The organism is Photobacterium galatheae (genome assembly GCF_000695255.1).
GTDB classification, from domain to species: domain Bacteria; phylum Pseudomonadota; class Gammaproteobacteria; order Enterobacterales; family Vibrionaceae; genus Photobacterium; species Photobacterium galatheae.
This window is the reverse complement of sequence record NZ_JMIB01000002.1, coordinates 109,426-125,431: the sequence shown is the minus strand read 5'-3', so window position 1 is coordinate 125,431 and position 16,006 is coordinate 109,426. Positions and strand designations below refer to the sequence as shown.

16 protein-coding genes and 2 pseudogenes are annotated in these 16,006 nt (G+C 45.3%); 14 read left to right on the top strand and 4 right to left on the bottom strand.

Translation table 11 applies throughout. The features are described 5' to 3' along the window. Positions 1-8 precede the first annotated feature (8 nt). From EA58_RS01015 to EA58_RS00990, 6 genes are all read left to right on the top strand, one after another. Complete coding sequence (locus tag EA58_RS01015; RefSeq protein ID WP_036747844.1) at positions 9-1,718, top strand: efflux RND transporter periplasmic adaptor subunit; 1,710 nt, start codon at positions 9-11, stop codon at positions 1,716-1,718. Next, positions 1,715-4,849 carry an efflux RND transporter permease subunit gene (locus EA58_RS01010; protein WP_036747841.1) on the top strand — a complete coding sequence of 1,045 codons (3,135 nt, stop codon included), beginning with the start codon at positions 1,715-1,717 and terminating at the stop codon, positions 4,847-4,849. Before EA58_RS01015 ends, EA58_RS01010 begins: the two co-directional genes overlap by 4 nt. A 112-nt stretch (positions 4,850-4,961) precedes the next feature. Next, entirely contained in the window at positions 4,962-5,510 is a 549-nt protein-coding gene (gene copI / locus EA58_RS01005) for a copper-resistant cuproprotein CopI (RefSeq protein WP_036747931.1), read from the top strand. A gap of 472 nt (positions 5,511-5,982) precedes the next feature. After that, positions 5,983-7,665 carry a MotA/TolQ/ExbB proton channel family protein gene (locus EA58_RS01000; RefSeq protein ID WP_036747838.1) on the top strand — a complete coding sequence of 561 codons (1,683 nt, stop codon included), beginning with the start codon at positions 5,983-5,985 and terminating at the stop codon, positions 7,663-7,665. Between the two features lie 9 nt (positions 7,666-7,674). After that, complete coding sequence (locus EA58_RS00995; protein ID WP_036747836.1) at positions 7,675-8,382, top strand: OmpA/MotB family protein; 708 nt, start codon at positions 7,675-7,677, stop codon at positions 8,380-8,382. Continuing rightward, positions 8,379-9,506, top strand: a complete 1,128-nt coding sequence (locus EA58_RS00990; protein ID WP_051641817.1) for an HNH endonuclease — start codon at positions 8,379-8,381, stop codon at positions 9,504-9,506. The genes EA58_RS00995 and EA58_RS00990 overlap by 4 nt, the downstream gene beginning before the upstream one ends. A gap of 234 nt (positions 9,507-9,740) precedes the next feature. On the opposite strand, the pseudogene EA58_RS21935 reads toward EA58_RS00990, so the two are convergent. Next, positions 9,741-9,854 (bottom strand): annotated as a pseudogene (locus tag EA58_RS21935) (IS110 family transposase); the annotation flags it as partial. Further along, positions 9,839-10,120: an IS110 family transposase gene (locus EA58_RS21795; RefSeq protein ID WP_036747834.1), complete on the bottom strand. Its 282-nt coding sequence runs from the start codon at positions 10,118-10,120 to the stop codon at positions 9,839-9,841. The pseudogene EA58_RS21935 and the gene EA58_RS21795, both read right to left, overlap by 16 nt. Before the next feature lie 99 nt (positions 10,121-10,219). Between EA58_RS21795 and EA58_RS00980 the strand changes: the two genes are divergently transcribed. From EA58_RS00980 to EA58_RS00970, 3 genes are all read left to right on the top strand, one after another. Next, the gene (locus tag EA58_RS00980) at positions 10,220-10,567 is read left to right on the top strand and encodes a hypothetical protein (RefSeq protein ID WP_036747832.1); all 348 of its coding nucleotides are present in this window, start codon (positions 10,220-10,222) and stop codon (positions 10,565-10,567) included. Positions 10,568-10,894: 327 nt separating this feature from the next. Beyond that, the gene (locus EA58_RS21655) at positions 10,895-11,053 is read left to right on the top strand and encodes a hypothetical protein (protein ID WP_161781010.1); all 159 of its coding nucleotides are present in this window, start codon (positions 10,895-10,897) and stop codon (positions 11,051-11,053) included. A gap of 401 nt (positions 11,054-11,454) precedes the next feature. Continuing rightward, positions 11,455-11,835, top strand: a complete 381-nt coding sequence (locus tag EA58_RS00970) for a hypothetical protein (RefSeq protein ID WP_152547892.1) — start codon at positions 11,455-11,457, stop codon at positions 11,833-11,835. A gap of 6 nt (positions 11,836-11,841) precedes the next feature. On the opposite strand, the pseudogene EA58_RS21225 reads toward EA58_RS00970, so the two are convergent. After that, positions 11,842-12,077, bottom strand: a pseudogene (locus EA58_RS21225) (hypothetical protein); the annotation flags it as partial. Positions 12,078-12,523: 446 nt separating this feature from the next. Here EA58_RS21225 and EA58_RS00965 point away from each other — a divergent pair. The 4 genes from EA58_RS00965 to EA58_RS00955 all read left to right on the top strand — a co-directional run bounded on the left by EA58_RS00965 (position 12,524) and on the right by EA58_RS00955 (position 14,507). Further along, positions 12,524-12,844 carry a hypothetical protein gene (locus tag EA58_RS00965; RefSeq protein ID WP_152547891.1) on the top strand — a complete coding sequence of 107 codons (321 nt, stop codon included), beginning with the start codon at positions 12,524-12,526 and terminating at the stop codon, positions 12,842-12,844. Between the two features lie 119 nt (positions 12,845-12,963). Further along, positions 12,964-13,116 carry a hypothetical protein gene (locus tag EA58_RS21650; RefSeq protein ID WP_161781009.1) on the top strand — a complete coding sequence of 51 codons (153 nt, stop codon included), beginning with the start codon at positions 12,964-12,966 and terminating at the stop codon, positions 13,114-13,116. A 209-nt stretch (positions 13,117-13,325) separates the two neighbouring features. Continuing rightward, positions 13,326-13,760, top strand: a complete 435-nt coding sequence (locus EA58_RS00960) for a GIY-YIG nuclease family protein (protein WP_036747824.1) — start codon at positions 13,326-13,328, stop codon at positions 13,758-13,760. A 294-nt stretch (positions 13,761-14,054) separates the two neighbouring features. Further along, positions 14,055-14,507: a hypothetical protein gene (locus tag EA58_RS00955; RefSeq protein ID WP_036747822.1), complete on the top strand. Its 453-nt coding sequence runs from the start codon at positions 14,055-14,057 to the stop codon at positions 14,505-14,507. A gap of 181 nt (positions 14,508-14,688) precedes the next feature. On the opposite strand, the gene EA58_RS00950 is transcribed toward EA58_RS00955, so the two are convergent. Further along, positions 14,689-14,925 (bottom strand): RNA recognition motif domain-containing protein, encoded by a 237-nt coding sequence (locus EA58_RS00950; RefSeq protein ID WP_036747821.1) that lies wholly within the window; start codon positions 14,923-14,925, stop codon positions 14,689-14,691. Positions 14,926-15,345: 420 nt separating this feature from the next. Between EA58_RS00950 and EA58_RS00945 the strand changes: the two genes are divergently transcribed. Continuing rightward, positions 15,346-15,843 (top strand): hypothetical protein, encoded by a 498-nt coding sequence (locus EA58_RS00945; protein WP_036747819.1) that lies wholly within the window; start codon positions 15,346-15,348, stop codon positions 15,841-15,843. The last annotated feature ends 163 nt before the right edge of the window (positions 15,844-16,006 follow it).

Here is a 16,006-nt window from a genome sequence, read left to right as displayed (position 1 = left end):
GAGCAACAATGAAAACAATGACAATCACCGTGCTGGCACTCCTGATCGGCAGCGGTCTGGGCTATCTGGGCAGCCAGTTTTTGAATCAGCACGCCATGACCGTCAATGCCAGTGAGGCCACACAACCCGGCAAGAAAGAACCCCTGTACTGGGTGGCACCGATGGATCCGAACTACAAACGTGATCAGCCAGGAAAGTCGCCAATGGGGATGGATCTGATTCCGGTGTACGAAGAGGACACGGGCAGCACGCAAAGCAAGCCGGGAACGGTCCGGATTGATCCGTCGGTCGAAAATAATCTGGGTGTGAAAACCGCGCAGGCTATTTTGCAGCCGCTATCTCCCCGGATTGAGACTGTGGGGTATATCGCTTTCGATGAGCGTCACTTGTGGCAGACCAACGTCCGGGTCAGCGGCTGGGTTGAAAAGCTGTATATCAATGCTGTTGGTGAACAGGTCAAACAGGGGAATGTGTTGTTCACGCTGTATTCTCCGGAACTGGTGAAAGCACAGGAAGAATTGCTTAATGCGTACCGGACCAAGCGGGATGGCCTGATGAAAGGTGCTTTCGAACGGCTGGTCTCTCTGGGCGTTGATAAAGCACAGATCCGGGCGATTACCCGAAGCGGGAAAGCGGTTCAGACGGTGAAAATCAAAGCACCGGCTGATGGCGTGATCGCGACACTGAATGTCCGGGAAGGTGCATACCTGTCGCCGGCGCAGGCTGTGATCAGTGCCGGTCCGCTCAATACCGTCTGGGTGGATGCGGAAGTGTTCGAACGTCAGGCCCACTGGATCCGTCAGGGCAGTCAAGCCAGCATGCGGCTGGATGCCATTCCCGGAAAAAGCTGGCAGGGCAACGTGGATTATGTCTATCCGATCCTCGATCCCAAGACGCGGACACTCAGAATGCGGCTGACCTTCGACAATGCAGCCGGTGAGCTGAAGCCGAACATGTTTGCCAATATCACCCTTGAGCCGGTGACCGAGGATGCCGTGCTGACGGTTCCGGCTTCTGCGGTGATTCGTTCCGGCGGGATGGCCCGTGTGGTGCTTGCAGAAGGTGAAGGCAAATATCGCTCCGCACGCATTGAGACCGGCCGTGAAGCCAACGGCAGTGTTGAGGTCAGACAGGGACTGACATCGCAGGATCGTGTGGTGACTTCAGCACACTTCCTGCTGGATTCAGAATCCAGCCAAAGTGCGGATCTGTCGCGGATCAACGGGGTTGAAGCTGCGCAGGAAAGTGTCTGGGCAACCGGAGAAATTACGGAAGTGATGGCCGGACACCGGATGCTGACCATCAATCACCAGCCGGTCCCTGAATGGAACTGGCCGGGTATGGTGATGAATTTTACCCTGGCAGACACGCTGGCGATGTCGGATCTGAAAACAGGACAGGCACTGGATTTTGAGATTGCCAAAACCGATGCAGGTCAGTACGAGATCATGGATTACAAAGTGCAGGATCAGGCACTCGCCAGTGAAGTCTGGGTGACGGGCGATATTTCTATGCTGATGGCCGACTTCGGCATGATCACGCTGTCTTATCCGGCTGTTCCGGCGTGGTCGTGGCAGCCGGGTGAAATGAATTTCACCGTCGGTGACGGCATTGATCTGTCTGCTTTTTCGGAAGGTCAGACCGTTCGGTTTCTGATCGCCCGCAATGGCGGTGAATACACTCTTTTGCAGCTAGAAAAAGCAGGGGGTGAACAATGATCGGGGCTGTGATTCGCTGGTCGCTGAAGAATCGTTTTCTGGTGCTGATCGCCACACTGTTTCTGACGCTGGGTGGTTTGTACAGCGTCAAAAACACCCCGGTGGATGCGCTGCCGGATCTGTCGGATGTGCAGGTGATCATCAAAACCAGTTATCCGGGACAGGCACCGCAGGTGGTAGAAGATCAGGTCACGTATCCGCTCACGACAGCCATGCTCGCGGTGCCGGGTGCGGTGACGGTCCGGGGTTACTCCTTCTTCGGCGATTCTTACGTGTATATCATTTTCAACGATGATACCGACATGTACTGGGCACGTTCGCGTGTACTGGAGTATCTCAGTCAGGTCGCGCCGAAACTGCCGTCAAACGCCAAACCGACACTCGGTCCGGATGCGACCGGGGTGGGCTGGGTCTATAGCTATGTGCTTCAGGACAAAACCGGTCAGCATGATCTGGCAGAACTGCGCAGTCTGCAGGACTGGTTCCTGAAGTATGAACTGCAAACCGTGAACGGGGTGTCTGAAGTGGCCACGGTCGGTGGCATGGTGAAGCAGTATCAGGTGCAAATCGATCCGGCCAAGCTGCGTGCTTATGATCTGACGCTTCAGCAGGTGAATCAGGCGATTCAGTTCGGCAATCAGGAAACCGGTGCTTCGGTCATTGAGGTGGCCGAGGCCGAGCATATGGTCAGAACGACCGGTTACCTGACCGGGGTTGACGATCTCAAAGCACTGCCGCTGAAAGTGACGGCGAAAGGCACGCCTTTACTGCTGGGGGATATTGCTGACATTAATATCGGCCCGCAGATGCGGCGGGGGATCTCCGAGCTGAATGGTGAAGGGGAAGCCGTCGGGGGCGTGATTGTGATGCGCTACGGCGAAAACGCCAGTCAGGTGATTGATGCGGTGAAAGCCAAGCTGGCCGAACTTCAGCGCAGCCTGCCGGACGGGGTGGAGATTGTGTCGACCTACGATCGGTCCACGCTGATTAACGCCGCCGTTGACAACTTATGGCAGAAACTGGCGGAAGAGTTCATCGTGGTCGCTATTGTCTGTGCGCTCTTTCTGTTCCATATCCGCTCATCCCTGGTGATCGCGCTCAGTCTGCCGGTCGGGATTCTGGCAGCCTTCGTGGTGATGCACTGGCAGGGGATCAACGCCAACATCATGTCGCTGGGCGGGATTGCGATTGCCATTGGTGCCATGGTGGATGGCGCGATCGTGATGATTGAGAACGTGCACAAGCACATTGAACGGACGCCCCTCACGGACAAAAACCGCTGGCAGGTGATCGGGAAAGCGGCCGAGGAAGTCGGTGCGCCACTGTTCTTCTCACTGCTGATCATCACTCTGAGCTTTGTGCCGGTGTTTGCGCTGGAAGGGCAGGAAGGCAAGATGTTCTCGCCACTGGCTTTCACCAAAACTTACGCCATGGCCGCTGCGGCCGGTCTGGCGATTACGCTGGTGCCGGTGCTCATGGGTTACTTCATTCGCGGCCATGTGCTGCCCGAACACAAGAACCCGGTGAACCGCGGGCTGGTGGCCTTGTATCGCCCGTTGCTCAACCTCAGCCTGAACTATCCGAAATCGGTACTTGTGGTGGCACTGGCGTTGTTAGCCTCGGCTTATTACCCGGTGTCAAAACTGGGCAGTGAGTTCATTCCGCCGCTGGATGAAGGCGACCTGATGTACATGCCGACCACCTATCCGGGGATCTCCGTGGGGAAGGCGCGCGAGTTGCTTCAGCAGACCAACAAGCTGATCAAAACCGTGCCGGAAGTGGACACCGTGTGGGGCAAAATCGGCCGCGCTGAAACCGCGACCGATCCAGCACCCCTCACCATGATCGAAACCGTGATCCAACTGAAGCCCCGGGATCAGTGGCGGGAAGGTGTGACCACAGATTCCCTGAGAAAGGAGTTTGATGCGCTGGTTCAGTTTCCGGGCCTGACCAATGCCTGGGTGATGCCGATCAAAACCCGGATTGACATGCTGGCAACGGGGATCAAAACCCCCATCGGGATCAAGATTGCCGGACCGGATCTGAAAACCATCGAGCAGATTGGTGCTCAGATTGAACCGGTGCTTAACCGGGTGCCGGGCACGGCCTCAGTCTATGCTGAACGGGTCGCGGGTGGCCGTTATGTCACACTGGATATCAAGCGCCGACAGGCGGCCCGGTACGGCCTGAACATCCGGGATGTTCAGCAAGTGATCGCGTCGGCTGTCGGCGGGATGAATGTCGGGGAAACCATTGAAGGGCTGGAGCGTTATCCGATCAACGTCCGGTATCCGCAGGACTATCGTGACTCCGTCGTCAAATTGCAGAACCTGCCGTTGGTGACTCCGAACGGTGCCCGTATTGCACTGGCAGATGTGGCGGACATCCGTTATGAAGATGGCCCGCCGATGATCAAAACCGAGAATGCACGACCAAATGGCTGGGTGTTTGTCGATATCGAAGGCCGCGACTTAGGCTCCTACGTTGCCGAAGCCCGGCAAGTGGTGGCGGAAGAACTGTCCCTGCCGGCCGGGTACTCCCTGACCTGGTCCGGGCAATACGAATATATGGAACGGGCCAAAGCCCGGCTGAGCGTGGTGACGCCGATCACTTTGATGATCATCGTGCTGCTGCTGTATTTCAGCTTCCGACGCTTCGGTGAAGTGCTGGTCATTATGGCGACGTTGCCGTTAGCGATGGTCGGCGGTGTCTGGCTGATGTATGTCCTGCATTACAACTTTTCTATTGCGGTCGGCGTCGGCTTTATCGCGCTGGCCGGGGTTGCGGTCGAAATTGGCGTGATTATGCTGGTGTACCTCAATCAGGCCTGGTATGGCCGCAAGCTGGAGGCAGAAGAAACACAGCAATCGTTGCAGCCGGAAGATCTGACCGATGCCATCCGCGAAGGCGCCGGATTGCGGGTTCGCCCGGTGATGATGACCGTCAGTACCGTCATTATTGGTCTGGTCCCCATTATGTACGGTTCCGGCACCGGCTCGGAAGTGATGCAGCGCATTGCTGCCCCGATGATTGGCGGTATGGCATCGGCTTTGATTCTGACCCTGCTGGTGATCCCGGCCATTTTCAAACTCTGGAAACGCAGAGAAATTCAAACCCAAACCCAAAACTGAACGATTGAATCGGTTTCTTCTGTGAGCAGAAGCTGGATTGAATCCAATACAACGAAGCAAGATAAGCAACTCAGGCGTGTAAATTAAAAAGGAAAACAGAATGAATCATTCAATGAAAAAGACAGCACTAGTATTGCTCATGTCGTTGAGCGCAACCCCGGTTCTGGCGGATGTGAAAGCCCACGGTAGCATGGGTCATTCCCAAATGGGGCATGCACAAATGGATCATACGCAAATGGATAATGCCAAAATGGACCATTCGATGATGAGTATGGAAGGCATGACCGCCGTCGGTATGCCAGCCAAAGGCGCGAAACCAGACAAAGTGGTGTACGTCTTGCTGTCGGATGACATGAAAATCCGTTTCAAGAAAGAAGTGAAAATCGAACCCAATGACGTCGTGCAGTTTGTGGTGATGAACACCGGAAAAATCGACCATGAGTTCTCCATTGGCTCAATGGAAGAACAACTCAAACACCGCGAGATGATGCGCAAAATGACCTCTGGTCACGACCACGACAGCGGCTCGACCGTGACCGTCAAACCGGGCAAAGCGAAGGAGCTGCTCTGGCACTTCCACGGTGAACCGAACGTTGAATTCGCCTGCAACATCCCCGGCCACGCCGAAGCCGGTATGGTGAAAAGCGTGATGGTGCAGTAAAGGGTGCAGTAAGCCACACATAATCCATCGATGATACAGACAAAGGAGGCATCGCCTCCTTTTTTTCGCCGCAGAACTTGCCCCAAAGCACAGATATGCAATCCAAAACACACTGCCTAATGAAACCTGTCCCATAACTGAATAGGATGGCTGTGACAGAACAGCTCAACTGCCAGTAACTTCAGTGTTAAGGGCGGTAGCGTGGGTGGGTTGTGGTTTTGGGGTGAAATGAGGTAAGCAACATGATGTGGCTGCATAGAATCAAGCATTATACGGAGAAAGAATGTCTCTGAATTATTCACAAGATTGGACTGCATACATCAAAAATTCCGGGGGTTTTACTAAATGAATTGATATTAAATTTCTATTAATGAGGTGATTAAATTGGAATAAATGTTTATGAAATTTAATTTATTGGTGTGACTTGTTATAAAAAATAAATTAATAATATTTACGTATTGGATGGAAAAGAATGTTAACTTCTATTTTTGAATTTTATTTGAAAGGTGTGAATGCATCTTCGATTACTGATTTTTTTCTGGTTACTTTAGTTTTTATTTTTTGCTTATCTTTACTATGGAAGAAATCAGATAAGCATCATGCATTCACAAATTACACGCCTACTTTACTTACATCCTTAGGTATATTGGGTACTTTCACAGGGATTATCTCAGGATTACTCGACTTTGATACAAGTGATATTGATAATAGTGTTGGTCCGCTACTAGAAGGATTAAAAACGGCATTTATAACTAGTCTAGCGGGGATGTTACTTTCTATTATTTATAAAGTTTTCATCTCGTCGGGTGTACTAAGTAAAGTTGAAGATGGTGGAACCATTGAAGAAGATATAGATATTGTTGACCTTTATAAAGTTATGAATCAACAATTGGATGGTATATCACTGCTAAGAAAGTCTATCTCAGAGAATGATGAAGCAAGCTTAGTCGGTCAGATAAAACTAACCCGATCTGATATTAACGAAAATTATAAAAATAATGGGGTTTTTCTTGATCTAATAACAAAAAACACGACAGAATTACTATCTATTTCCAAATCACAGCAGAACACATTTAATGAATTTGAAAAAGAACTATGGCTGAAGTTACAAGAATTTGCTGATATGATGTCTAAATCGGCGACAGAACAAGTTATTGATGCATTAAAGCAAGTGATTCAGGACTTCAATAGCAAGCTCACCGAACAATTTGGAAAGAATTTTTCAGATCTAAATGAAGCAGTGAAAGAACTGGTTATTTGGCAAGAGAATTACAAAAATCAATTGAACGACATGAAATTACAATACGATCTGGGAGTTTTAGCTATTGCTAAAACTGAGGAATCAGTTTCAAATATCAGTCGAGAAGCCCAAAATATACCAGAGACTATGAGTGTCCTTAAGCAAATTATGGAAGTGAATCAACACCAAATTCAAGAACTTGATAGTCATTTAAATGCCTTTAAAGATGTTAGAGATAAAGCAGTAGAAGCTGTGCCAGAAATCAGAGGACAAATTGAATTAGCGATTTCAGGAGCAAGAGAGGCAAGTGATAAGTTAGCCGTCGGAATTGTTGAAAGTAGCGAGCACATAAAGGCTGTTATATCTGAAGGCGCTGAAAATTATAGAGATACGGTCGATCGAACACGTGCGGCATTAACAGAATCAGCCCAGGCGACAGCAAATTCGAGTGAAGAGATTAAAGAGAGGTTTGCAAAAACTTTAGAAGATATAAACAGTCAAATGCATAGCTTGATTTTAGAAATTCAGCAAGGTAGCAAAACACTTAATAGTAATTATAGAGAAGCAAGCGAACAAATCATTCAGGATACGGAAAAGGTAAGGATTTCATTTTCTGACAGTATGGAACAAATGAAAAACAGTTTATCATCTACCATTGAAGAACAAGCATTAGAACATAGAAAACAAGCTGACCGAATATTCGCTGGATTGGAAAAAACAATAGAAGAAGCTCTATCTAACACCGGAGAGTCGGTTCAAAAACAAGTGAACATGATTGACCAAACAATGGGAGAAGAAATCGAGAAAGTATTGCAGTCAATGGGGACAGCATTGACCTCGATTAGTGGACGTTTTACAGAGGACTATAGCCGGTTGGTCAAAAAAATGTCTGATATCGTTGCTCAACAAGCGTAGGTGGGATAGATGTCAACAGTATTTGATAGAAAGAGTTCAGAACAGGATGAGTCCCATTGGTTATCTGTGTCAGATCTAATGGCCGGACTAATGATGGTTTTCTTATTTATTGCTATTGCGTTGATGCAGAACGCATTCAAGGAGAGAGATAAAATAAAGGAAGTCGCAGTAGCATATCAAGACAATCAGGTGGCTATATATGAAGCATTGCAGACGGAGTTTAGCCAAGACTTATCTAGGTGGAATGCTGATATTGATGAAGACACATTGACATTTACTTTTAAAGCCCCGGAAGTCTTATTTAAGGAAGGAAGTTCAATGCTTAGCCCCGATTATAGGAGTCTACTCGATGAATTTTTCCCAAGATATATGACTATCTTAATGCCATTTAAAGAATCTATTAATGAAATTAGGATAGAAGGGCATACGAGCAGTGATTGGAACTCTTTAAACGCTGATGATGCATATTTTGAAAATATGCGTTTATCTCAAGAAAGAACTAGGTCAGTGCTTAGATATGTGTATAGTTTAAAAATCACCAGTAATTATAGTGTTTGGGTGAAAAGTCATTTTTCAGCAGTTGGCTTATCCTCTTCAAAGTTAATTTATGATGAAAATGGTACAGAGAATAAAGTGAGATCACGAAGGGTAAGCTTTCGTGTGTTAACTAATGCGGATATTCAGATTAAACAGATTTTACAAGGGGAAGAGTCATGAAACTCAACGTCGATTTATCTTCTCTTTGGGCGCGTGTTCATCAAATGGGGGCTGAAGTTACAGATTTTGACATTGGAACAGTTTGGCAAGATGGAGATATAGAGTTTGATGATGAACTCGAAAGTGGGATTGACGTTGATATAGAGGATTTAACTTCTGAGGAAGGAATTCTTAGTGTAAAAGGACGACAAGTTATACTTTTTATTCCTGATCATGGCTTTAAAGTTGAAAAAGCTTTACTTGATGGTTCAGAGGGTAACAAGTTTCATGTGGCAGATTGTACAAAGTTAGATGAAATGAGAAGAAAAAATAGTTTTGAAGAACGCTATAAAATCACGAATAATTTTTCTGGTGAATTTCCTATTTATGGTCATGGTGCGAACAAACAATTTCTAGAGGGAACGGCTGGATTAAATGTATGTAAGCTTTGTTTGAATCATTTGAATTACCAAGGTTCTGCTAATGCAACAGTTAGTGAAAGAAACGAAATAGTTAATCAATTTGACATTGAAGAGTTCTTTTCCACCTATAGCTCTTTGTTTAGAAAGCTGCCCAAACAGTATGCTTCTTTAGCAAAAAAAGGATACTCAGAAGACTGGGAAAGCGTGTCAGCGGATATCAGAAAAAAATCAAACTATGTTTGTCAATATTGTTCAGTTGATTTAAAAGAAGCTAAAAGATTACTACATGTACATCATCGCAATCGTGAAAAGTCAGATAATTCACCTCAAAATCTTATAGCACTCTGTGCTGATTGTCATAGGAAAGAACCATTTCATGGCCATATGTTTATTAAACATGAAGATATGTTAACAATAAATCGTTTACGAGGTGAGCAGAATGTCTATGCAAATTGTGACTGGAATACGGTGAAGAGAAAAGCAGACCTCTCTTTGCATGGTGTTTTAAATCATTGTGAAAAGAAAGGTTATACAGTTCCTGAAGTTGGGTACTTACTAAATGTACCTGATCGCACCTCACCTCTTCTTTTGGAGCTGGCTTGGCTTCAAAGGAAGTTCGGTATCGTTTTGTCTGATCCAGTGGAGGTGGCTGGTTGGACTATTTTGTCTTTAGAGGAAGCATTAAGCTTTTTTGGAAAGAACAAAAAGTCCACTACTAGATAAGATTAAAAATACTGGAAAATACTGGGACAGACACTTTTGTTAGCAGTTCTGTGGATCAACATCTGCCTTGATGATCCTTGCCGTGGATACTGAAGCTATGTTTGGCTAAATCAATGCCATAGACGGATTGTGACATGGTGGCCTCCGGCGATTTTGTAATCAGACATACCAAGTGTGGCAAAGCCTGGTGAGGGGGAGTCCATGTTAAATATTGGGACAGGCACCTGAAGTGGCACAGGCGATAATCGCTACTTTTTTGGGTTTTCCTTCTGCCAGAAATCGTTGATAGGCGCGCTTAAAAACAGGGTTACACTGCATGGCGGACGTCCTAGTCATGTACAGAACAGTTCAGACTTGGGCCCGATTCTGAAAGGCGCGACATATTTTGATGCCATGATCTTCGGCATGTTTCCGAGTTTAGCCAACTCTCGGGTCCAATAATGAGAAGCGCCGTAGGCTTCCATCACGATCATGGTTGGAGGATTATTGATAAAATTTTCAAGGACTTTAGACCGCGATATTGTTTTGTGGATCAATACCTTGCCTTGATGATCCTCACCGTGGATACTGAAGCTATGTTTGGCTAAATCAATGCCATAAACAGATAATGACATGGTGACCTCCGGTGATTACTGAGTCAGACTTTCCAAGTGTGGCAAATCCTGATGAGGGGAGTCCATGTCATTCGTTATGTTCTTTGGGCTGGAGAATGCATGGAAACAATAAAATTACTTAACTTGGAGTTTTCCACAGTTGATGCAGTGTACCCAAGTATCCATCAGGAAGAGGGCGACTTTCTAGTTGAGTTTAGAGATTGGCAAGAGAAAGCGGTCAAGCTTCATTTTTCAGATATCGTAGCATTTAAGTGGCAAATGGTATTTGACTTACATGAGGGAGAAAGGGATGACTGTTGTTATGAAATTCATGGTTCTTCTTGGCTTATACAGCATGTTCAGTCAGAAATTATTAATGACCATGAAGGCTACAAGCATTATCGGTTGAATTTCAATGAAATAGGACAACTTGATGTAATCGCACTAAACCTTCGAGCACGAACATAACAAGGCGTTTAAGGCGGATTCACAACGCTTGGCTATTTTAGTTCAACTCGGTTAAGTGTTTAAGGTGTTATGGTTTAGGTTCGGTGGTTAGCGTTGTTCACCACTTAACGCGGCGTTATGTGGCAGGAGAACATATTGGACATTGAACAGTTCGAGAATGAACTTGAGGTCGCTCTTGATAATTTGGAATTTGATGAATGGTCTGTATGTAGACTGAGAATGGAATTTGCGGAAAGCATAATATCTAAGGTGGATTCCTTTAGATTAGTTGATGAAGTTTTAGAAATTGCATTGAGACAGTCAGATTCTTACGCATAGAGTAGTTGCTTGGCACTTGCTTATGATCTTTCGTTAAAATCCCAAACGACAGAGCTATCAAATTCTAGACAAGCGTTATTACTAAAAATCGAAAGTACCGCAGAGGAAGCTATAAAAATAGAGCTTAATAGTTTACTTAAATACTACCGCATTGAGCTAGCCACCTAACAAGGCGTTCAAGTGGGATTCATGCCGCGTGGCATTTTTGGTCTGCGGTGAGTTTTGGTGGTGAAAGTGGTCTGCAGAAAGCTGGTTTTTGCGGCATTCACCCCTTAACGCGGCGTTATGCCTCATGGAGAAAGCTTTGACTAGTAATGATAAATCAGAAGTTTCAATATATGCATCTTATGATGACTTCTGCAAAGCAAATTATTTGCCTTTGCCAAAGCGAGTCGGGATTACCGGGACAGACACTTTAAGGTATTGTGGATACTAAGCTGTGTTTGGCTGAATCAATGCTATAAACGGGTGGTGACATGGTGGCTTCGGTAATGATGGAGTTAAACGAATCAAGTGTGGCAAAGTCTGAGTAGAGGGAGTCCATGCAATTCGTTATGCATAGGTTACGTATGTCTAAGTACTTTTCTGTAATCATCGTCGGTTTATTCTTAGTTGCTTGCTCATATGAGATAGAGCTAGACGTAAAAATTGATAGCGAATGCAATGTAGATGTTGCATTTTTAAAAGGGCTTCCACAAATTGACTATGTACTCGTCGCAGAGCCAAAAGGTGAAGGCTTCGCTTATAACGAACCTGTATGGGAAATAAATGGGAATTATAAGAAAGTAGCGAGCATTAGATATGGGCAGTTACCAGAGGGGTTTGATGAGGCTTTTAAACCTTTGCCATTGGTTCCTGGTAAAAGCTATTACTTCGTTGTGAAGGGTTCTGGTGGTGGCTTTGGGGCGGTAGAATTCGTAAATAAATGCTTAACAAGTGTAGTCACCTGACACAAATTACAACGCGCTTGTTTTTGTATTTTCGCTAAAGGCGAAGTGGATAGAACCCCATAAGACGCCATCGCGCAACATAAAATTTAGGATGATAACCATCTTCCTGACACAGGTGATTATCGCCACTTTTTTGGGTTTTCCTTCAGCCAGAAGTCGTTGATAGGTGCGTTTAAAACAGGGTTACACTGCATGGCGAACATCATCGCCATGTACAGAACGGTTCTGACTTGAGCCCGACCCTCCGGTAATACCAAGACAGACGCTCTAAGTTACTGCACCTTGCTTTGATGATCCTCACCGCTGATACTGAAGCTCTGTTTGGCTCAATCAATGCCATCAACAGATGTTGACAGGGTGACCTCCGGTGATTAAGAGTCAGACTTTCAATTGTGGCAAAGCCAGAAGAGGGGGGAGTCCATGTCATTCATTCTGTGTTCAAGAGGCTGAAGTGAAAAAGTTTGAGAAGAAGCCTTTATATCGAAAGGTTAATACCAGAACTCATGGTGAACGGCGGGACAGTCACGGAAGAGGGCGGTTACTGAAGAGAAGGCGAGATGCGCCTCCCAGTCGGACATTGAAGTTGTATTCAGCTTTATGAATACGTTGGCCGATTGTGATATGAAGACCACCAAAGATTTCTTCGTCAGGCTGATCCAGTGTGGTGAAATCTGTTGAGGAAACGTGAATGTACATCAAGAACAGGCAGGTAATGATGGCTGAGCATATTTCTGTAGATACGAACCGATTAATGGATGTCCTTGCTGAGATGCATGAAAAGCAACTTCCATCTGTATTAACCACTGATATTATTGAAAATTACATGGGTGGTTTTCACCAGAATAAGAAAGTACCGCCTTCTGTCTCCTGGAATGCACAATTTGGTAAATATCTGAAAGCGAACGCACAATCACTCGGCATTACTGAAATTGCAGCGAAAGAAAAAGTGAAACTGAACGGAACGATGACAAGCGCATCTCGTTGGGCCTTTGTTGAACAATGTGATTAAAGCGGCTTTGGACCTTTCCTTTTGCGTAGACATGCGTAGATAAGGTGGCCGTTGCTCTGCTTGCTGATCAAAAGAGGAAAAGACGAGAGATTTTTACAGTTCATGACGGGGACAGCTACTTGAAAACCATTGCAAATATCGGGACAAATATCGGGACAGGCACCTTTGCCCTGCCAGGCTTCCATACCGATGATGGCGGATGGCATGTTTGCAAAGTTTCAAGGACTTTTGGTCGTATTATTATTTTTAGAGTCGCACTTTGTCTTGGTTAATCTCATCGTGGATACTGAAGCTATGTTTGGCTAAATCAATGCCATAAACAGATTGTGATATGGTGACCTCCGGTAATTACGGGATCTGGCTTACCAAGTGTGGCAAAGTCTGATGAGAGGGAGTCCATGTCATTCGTTATGCTCACATTCAAAACAATACGAAAACTATCGACATGTTAAGGAAACTCTCTTAAAAAAGGAGCTATAAAATGGAATTTGAGCCAATCAAACACGGTTTTTTCCCAACACCGAAGTTGAGTATTACATTTGATGGTCACAGCTTTAGTATTAACGACTATGGATGTTCATCGGTTGATAGGGTCGGCTCTGGTGTGTATGCATGGACAATCAAAGAGGGTGACAATATTATTCCCTTGTATTTTGGCTTATACGGTTTGCGCGCGGAGAATCCTAGTCTACGTAAAAGATTCAAGCAGCATTTAGGAGGCTTGAGGTCGTCACTTCAAGGAAAAGCACCAACAAAACACTGGGAAGAGCTTATGTTTCCTGAAACGATGAAAGCGATTGAAAAGCATGGGAAAATCGATATCTATTTTGGGATGTATGCAAAAGAAGTAATCGATCCCTTAGAAAGCTATTTAATATCAGCGTACTCAAGTCCGTGGAATAAAGCTAAAGTATAATAAAGTATTTAAGAGCGATTCCCAACATTTGGTATTTTCATTCAGTTCAAGCTTAGGTTCGGCGTTTAAGGCATAATGGTTTAGTTTCGTGACAGCGTTGCTCACGCTTACACCTTAATTGGGTGTAGATGTATAACCCTCACCGTGACAGCTAAAAATATATTACGATAAATCAATACTATAAATAAATTGTGATAGGGTGACCTCCGGTGATTAAGAGTCTGACTTTCCAAGTGTGGCAAAGCCTGAGTAGGGGGGAGTCCATGTCATTCATTCTGTGTTCGAGAGGCTGAAGTGAAAAAGTTTGAGAAGAAGCCTTTATATCGAAAGGTTAATACCAGAACTCATGGTGTTCATCATTGTCATGGTGGTGATTATCGAGAGAGTCGAAGAAAAGATACGGCTTTTGGGATGAGAAAAGGAGTGAGACGAGGTTTAGATTACACGCCACTGTTTAAGTTTCTTCTTTCTAAAGTAGGAAATGAGTGGGATGTGGTGTTTAGTGAAGCAGCTTCGAGGCTTGATAAAAAAGAACCCATCTACTGGCTGGTATCATTAGAAGTTGATAGTGCTCAAGACTATGTTCGTCTTGGTGAAAGTAGCTATTATAATGGCTTATATGTCGATGAACTGGGTATTCTGAAAGTGACTAATCCTGAAGTAAACGAGTCAACATTACGACCATTCTGTAAGTGTTGTACGCATACATTTAACGGGATAGTGTTTGAACAAGAATACGTAGAGTAAACACATAGCAACGGCTCAAAAGGGACTGTCAGGGCTTGGTGTTTCCCGTCGCTTTGAATAGCGGTGATTCGGGTTGTTGTGTTTGAGTTGAATGGTCATGTGTTGCCCCCCCTTTGCCAGGCGTTACGCAGTTTTGGGGGCAATAAAAAACCAGCATTTTCAGCTGGTTTAAGACTCTGTTTTATTGAGCTGTTTTGACTCGAATCTTGCTTTTGGCAACGCTTGTCAGATTCAGTGCTGCAATCGCAGATTTTGCTTCTGAATCGTCAGGCATTTCGACGAAAGCAAAGCCTTTCGATAAACCAGTTTCCTGATCTAAAACGAGAGTGCATTCAGCGACTGCACCGTATTCAGAAAACAGTTTGCGAATATCGTGTTCGGTTGTTGTGCGAGCAAGGTTGCGAACTAAGAGTTTCATGGTTGTCCGTTGGTATAGAAATAACGATGAGTATTGTCTCAACAAAGACAGTTGCCACCAAGCGATAGTTTGATTTTGACACCAAATAGTTGCATTTATGGCAACCAACTGCATAACAAGTGGCTCAATACCGGCAATACCGGGATAGACGCTTTAGGTCGCATATTGACAAACGTCGAGAGGACTTTAGAACGCGTGATTGTTTAGTGGATCAACTCCTTGCCTCGATGATCCTCACCGTGGATACTAAAGCTAAGTTTGGCTCAATCAATGCCATCAACAGATTTTGACATGGAGACGTTCGATGATGACTGAGTCAGACTTTCCAAGTGTGGGAAAGCTTTTCTATTGATGAGTAGCCGAGAGTGGTCGGCGTCAAAACAATCGAATTCAAATCGGCCAAGTAGAAGAAGATGAACGATGGATGATGTAACCATTACCCTGATCAATTTTGATCAAACATTAATTCTTAGCAAAAGTGATTTCAGCATCGCTGAGCAAAACGAAGAAGGTATCGAACTGCTTTATCAAGGTGAAACTCGTTGCCAGCCATATGTATATTTCAAGCCGTTACTGAACAGAGACAATCGATCACAATACGATTATGAGATGTTGCTGTTTGAATGCTACGAAGACTTTGCTGAATTGCTTGAACAACACGTTGAAGAGCATTCTGATCACTTTGTAGTCCGTAGTCGTTTTGCACTCCGGCAAGAAGAAACCGAAACTTTATCCGGAATGGAGTTTTCATATCCTGAAGAGGAAGGTATTTATCAATACTACATTCAAAACTCGATCGTGCCGGTGGAAGAATCTAGAATTTCATCGAATCCTTTGGGTATTGAAGTCGAAGGCAGTTTAACGGCTGAAAGAGTGGAAGTGCCGTTGGTCGGGTCGTATTTGTGTCCGACGGATTAGCGTGAATTTGTTGGATCTAGTCAGAAGTATGACTTCAGATCAAATAGAATGAATTTGATTTAGTAATACAGTCCGCTCATGGACTTAATGATCAAGCGCGATGCAGAAGTCATGTGGTCAATTTTGATTAGAGGGAGTCCATGCCATTTGTTGGATTTCCGGA

What these genes read in the sequence shown, in the direction of transcription:
- EA58_RS01000 (WP_036747838.1), top strand. Translation starts at nt 5,983, where the DNA reads ATGTTAACTTCTATTTTTGAATTTTATTTGAAAGGTGTGAATGCATCT.
- copI (WP_036747931.1), top strand. Translation starts at nt 4,962, where the DNA reads ATGAAAAAGACAGCACTAGTATTGCTCATGTCGTTGAGCGCAACCCCG.
- EA58_RS00945 (WP_036747819.1), top strand. Translation starts at nt 15,346, where the DNA reads ATGGATGATGTAACCATTACCCTGATCAATTTTGATCAAACATTAATT.
- EA58_RS01015 (WP_036747844.1), top strand. Translation starts at nt 9, where the DNA reads ATGAAAACAATGACAATCACCGTGCTGGCACTCCTGATCGGCAGCGGT.
- EA58_RS00965 (WP_152547891.1), top strand. Translation starts at nt 12,524, where the DNA reads ATGTACATCAAGAACAGGCAGGTAATGATGGCTGAGCATATTTCTGTA.
- EA58_RS01010 (WP_036747841.1), top strand. Translation starts at nt 1,715, where the DNA reads ATGATCGGGGCTGTGATTCGCTGGTCGCTGAAGAATCGTTTTCTGGTG.
- EA58_RS00960 (WP_036747824.1), top strand. Translation starts at nt 13,326, where the DNA reads ATGGAATTTGAGCCAATCAAACACGGTTTTTTCCCAACACCGAAGTTG.
- EA58_RS00990 (WP_051641817.1), top strand. Translation starts at nt 8,379, where the DNA reads ATGAAACTCAACGTCGATTTATCTTCTCTTTGGGCGCGTGTTCATCAA.
- EA58_RS00980 (WP_036747832.1), top strand. Translation starts at nt 10,220, where the DNA reads ATGGAAACAATAAAATTACTTAACTTGGAGTTTTCCACAGTTGATGCA.
- EA58_RS21795 (WP_036747834.1), bottom strand. Translation starts at nt 10,120, where the DNA reads ATGTCATTATCTGTTTATGGCATTGATTTAGCCAAACATAGCTTCAGT.
- EA58_RS00970 (WP_152547892.1), top strand. Translation starts at nt 11,455, where the DNA reads ATGTCTAAGTACTTTTCTGTAATCATCGTCGGTTTATTCTTAGTTGCT.
- EA58_RS00995 (WP_036747836.1), top strand. Translation starts at nt 7,675, where the DNA reads ATGTCAACAGTATTTGATAGAAAGAGTTCAGAACAGGATGAGTCCCAT.
- EA58_RS00950 (WP_036747821.1), bottom strand. Translation starts at nt 14,925, where the DNA reads ATGAAACTCTTAGTTCGCAACCTTGCTCGCACAACAACCGAACACGAT.